The 4,313-nt window shown below is 48.9% G+C and carries 3 protein-coding genes; 2 read left to right on the top strand and 1 reads right to left on the bottom strand.

From position 1 onward, the window contains the following. Positions 1 to 1,416 (top strand): glutamate synthase-related protein (locus ACJMLT_RS02480; protein WP_405726081.1); only part of this gene is annotated, 1,416 nt, incomplete at its 5' end. A 51-nt stretch (positions 1,417 to 1,467) separates the two neighbouring features. On the opposite strand, the gene ACJMLT_RS02475 is transcribed toward ACJMLT_RS02480, so the two are convergent. Next, positions 1,468 to 2,712, bottom strand: coding sequence for a BaiN/RdsA family NAD(P)/FAD-dependent oxidoreductase (locus tag ACJMLT_RS02475; RefSeq protein WP_405726078.1), 1,245 nt, complete (start codon positions 2,710 to 2,712; stop codon positions 1,468 to 1,470). Positions 2,713 to 2,907: 195 nt separating this feature from the next. Between ACJMLT_RS02475 and ACJMLT_RS02470 the strand changes: the two genes are divergently transcribed. Further along, a partial coding sequence (locus tag ACJMLT_RS02470) for an endonuclease MutS2 (RefSeq protein WP_405726075.1) occupies positions 2,908 to 4,313 on the top strand: 1,406 nt, incomplete at its 3' end.

Below are 4,313 nucleotides of genomic sequence, written 5' to 3'. Positions count from 1 at the left end.
GTAGGTACCTGCGAAATCGGTATCTCTGCAGTACGTGGTGCAGATGCAGTTTATCCTACAACAACAGGGGATAATCAGGTAGCATCTGAAAAGGTATACCCCATTGATTACTCCCATTTCAATATCAATGGCCGCGTATTTGGCGCAGTGGGCGCAGAAGCGGACTCTGACAAGGCAACTATCCGTGATGTCAATCTGGAAACAGAAATCGGTACTCTGAACCCTGTAAAACTGAAACTGCCCATTATTCTGCCGGCGCTGATCAAACTGAACTGGCAGGATTACTTCGGCGGCGCGGCTATGGCCGGTGTGCTGACTGTGATCGGGGAAGGTGCCTGCACAAAAGACCCTACACTGAAACTGGAAAACGGCAAGGTGGTACATTGCCCCAAACTGGGTGAATTTCTGGATGCCTTCCGCAAATATTATCGTGGCTATGGTCAGATCATCCTGCAGGTGAATGTGGACGATGACCGCATTGGTGTGCCTGAATATGCCATCAAGGAATGCGGCTGTGAAGCCATCGAATTCAAATTCGGTCAGTCCGCAAAAGGGACACAGCCCGTCAATCGACTGGCGACTCTGGAAGCGGCACTGAAAGCCCAGGAACAGGGTCTGCTGGTTCTGCCCGATCCTTCCGATCCTGAAGTAGTGGCAAAATATAACGCAGGCTTCGGCGAAAACTTCCGTTCCTATGCAAGACTGCCCATGTGGGATGAAAATTATCTGGTACCCAGAATCAACGAACTGCGTGAAATGGGCCTGAAAAATGTATATTTCAAAATGGCTGGTTATGACTATGCCGATCTGGAACATGTTCTGCGGATCGCAGCGGCGGCGCAGGTGGATATGGTAACCTTTGACGGTGCCGGCGGCGGTTCCGGTTACAGCCCTTGCAAAATGATGAATGAATGGTGTCTGCCTACCTGCGTGATGCAGAGCTATCTGAATGATATCATGGAAAGACTGGAAAATGAAGGTGTGACACTGCCTCATATTGCGGTAACAGGCGGTTTCTCCATGGAAGATCAGGTTTATAAAGCACTGGCATTGGGTGCACCTTATCTGAGTGCCGTTGGTATCTGCCGTGCATCCATGGCGGCGGCCATGAGTGCGAAAAAAGTGGGCGAACTGATGGAAGCAGGACAGCTTCCTCTGGAACTGCAGCGTTTTGGTTCCACAAAGGACGAACTGTTCCCCGACCTGAGAGAACTGCGCAATATTTACGGCGAAGAAGCCAATGATTTCAGTACAGGTGCCATCGGTGTATATTCCTACCTGAACCGCATTGCTTTTGGCCTGAAACATTTTGCGGCACTGAACAGAAAATTCGATCTGAAATATATCGAAAAGAAAGATATCTTCCCTCTGACCAGAGATGCGAAAGATATTCTGGACGGCAAATGGATGAAATAATAGGGCTGAGCCCTTCAGCAAAAAACCTCCCGTTTGGGAGGTTTTTTATTGTCATTTTTTCTTATATGGTGCAGGGGATTTTTTCTGCTGTGCGGCCTGTTTGCCTGCCAGATGACCGCTGGCCCATGCCCACTGCAGATTGAACCCGCCGCAGTCGCCGTCGATATCCAGCACTTCGCCGGCGGCGTAAAGGTTGGGCACCAGATAACTTTCCATGGCTTTAGGGTTGAATTCTTCTGTGCGGATACCGCCTGCAGTTACCTGTGCGGCATCAAAACCCATAGCGCCGATGACGGGAATTTCAAAATCCTGCATGGCATGGGCGATACGTTTGATATCGGAAGATTTCAGGGTGTGGATGGGGTCTGTGAAGCCGAAGCCTGCGTAGCGCAGGATGGTTCTGCCCAGTCTGTTATGGAGGATGCCTGTCAGGAAATTTTCCAGTGTCTGGTTAGGCATCATTTTTTTGCGGTTATGGAGCAGGGAAACCACTTCTTCGTGGCTCAGATTTCTGAGGAGATTCAGATGGATGGTCATGGGTGTTTTTCCTGTGGAGATGGCGCGGGAAATTTCAAAGATGGCGGGGCCGCTAACGCCGAAATCCGTGAACTGGATTTCCCCTGCGTTTTCCGCCAGAACTTTGCCGTTTCGTTCTACCAGAACGGCACCGTCAGCACGAACGCCTTTCAGGGCTTTTACATAAGTGGCATCTGTTTTGATCTGCACCAGTACGGGAAAGAGTTTTGTCATGGTGTGCCCCATACTTTTCAGCAGTTCGTAGCCGCTCTGGGTGCCGCCCAGTTTGCCGCCTGCCATGCCGCCGCAGCAGATAATGACAGAATCCGCCTGCAGGGTTTCTTCGCTGGAAAGGATCTGGAAACTACCTTTTTTAGCTCTTTTCAGAGCGGTTACTTCAAAGGAAGTACGCACTTCTACCCCTGCTTCTTCCAGTGCCAGACGGAGCACATCTACCACACTGCCCGCCTGATCGGAAAGAGGGTAAACCTTGCCGCTGGGTTCCACAGTTGTGATAAGACCCAGATTCTCGAAATATTCCAGTGTTTTTTCCACAGGGAAAGCGGAAAGGGCAAAGTCTGCAAATTTTGCATCCTGTCCGTGGTAATTTTTCAGTGTCAGTTTTGTGTTGGAGAGGTTGCAGCGGCCGTTGCCTGTGGCAAGGAGTTTACGGCCTACACGAGCCTGACGTTCCAGAATGGTCACTTCTGCGCCCTGTTCTCTGGCAGAGAGGGCAGCCATCATGCCTGCTGCACCGCCGCCGATGATCGTTACTTTCATATTGTCACCTTTTCTATGTAAATCGAGGAATGGTTTCTTTCATATCTAATTATTATAATCCGTTTTCGGCAGCCTTGTAAACAGCCAGTTTTGCAGGCATTTGTCCGTCAGAACGTTGTAGGAAAACAAAGAATGTGTTATACTTTTGTGATATTATAGGCTAAATATTGATTTTTATATAAATGGAGTAAAACGATGAACGAAAAAGCATTACACACGTTAGAATATGACAAGATCATACAGAAACTGGTGGGCTATGCGGTTTCTCCTATGGCGAAGGAGCGGGCAGCAGAACTGCGTCCTTCTTCTGCCATCAGCGACATTGCCATCTGGCAGCAGGAAACCACAGAAGCCGCAGGGATGGCCTTGAAAAAAGGCGCGCCTTCCTTTGGGGGATTCCGTGAGATCAGACCGCAGCTGAAGCGTGCTTCCATGGCGGGGATCCTTTCTGTGGCGGAACTGATGGCCATCGGGGAATTTGCATACGTTTGCCGCAAGGTGAAGAACTATGCCAGAAAAGAAAATAAGGATGAGGTATACCCTCGTCTGGATGAATATTTCGATCTGATCATTCCGCTGGATAAACTGGAAAATGAAATCAGCCGCTGTATCCTTTCCGAAACGGAAATTGCCGACGATGCCAGCGCAGGGCTCCGTAGTGTGCGTAAGGAGATCAAAATTTCCAATGACCGCGTGAAAGACCATCTGAACAGTGTCATCAATTCTTCTGCCTACAGAAATATGCTGCAGGACTTTGTTATTACCATCAGAAATGACAGATACTGCGTGCCCGTTAAGGCGGAATACAGAAGTTCCTTCCCCGGCATGATCCACGATCAGTCCAACACGGGTTCTACATTGTTTATGGAACCGCTGAGTGTCATTCAGCTGAACAATAAGATCAAGGAACTGCAGGCAAAGGAAAAAGAAGAAATTGAAAAGATCCTGCTGATGCTGTCTGATCTGGTGACGGCAAATGCGATTTCCATCGAAGGAAATCTGGAACTTCTGACACAGCTGGATTTTATCTTTGCGAAAGCGGCTCTGTCCATGTCCATGGATGGCACACAGCCTGTATTTAATACAAAGGGATATATCGATATCCATAAAGGCAGACATCCTCTGCTGGATCCCAAGACAGTAGTGCCTACAGATATTTATCTGGGGAAAGAGTTTACCACACTGCTGATCACAGGCCCCAATACGGGTGGTAAAACAGTTGCCCTGAAAACACTGGGTCTGTTTACCCTGATGGGGCAGGCGGGTCTGCATATCCCTGCCTTTGACAATTCTGAACTGGCAGTATTCGACAATGTTTTTGCTGATATCGGGGACGAACAGAGCATTGAACAGAGCCTTTCTACGTTCTCTGCCCACATGACAAATATCGTGCGGATCATGGATCAGGTGACAGATAATTCTCTGGTGCTGTTCGACGAACTGGGTGCCGGTACTGACCCTACAGAAGGTGCGGCTCTGGCAATTGCTATCATCAAAGCCCTGCTGGAAAGAGAAATCAGAACGGCAGTGACCACCCACTACAGCGAATTGAAGGTATTTGCTCTTTCTACAGACCATGTAGAAAATGCCTGCTGTGAATT

Origin of the sequence: Anaerotignum sp. (assembly GCF_045122575.1) — a bacterium.
Lineage (GTDB): Bacteria > Bacillota > Clostridia > Lachnospirales > Anaerotignaceae > Anaerotignum_A.
Note: the sequence above shows the minus strand (reverse complement) of the source record. Positions and strands in the feature narration are given on the sequence as shown.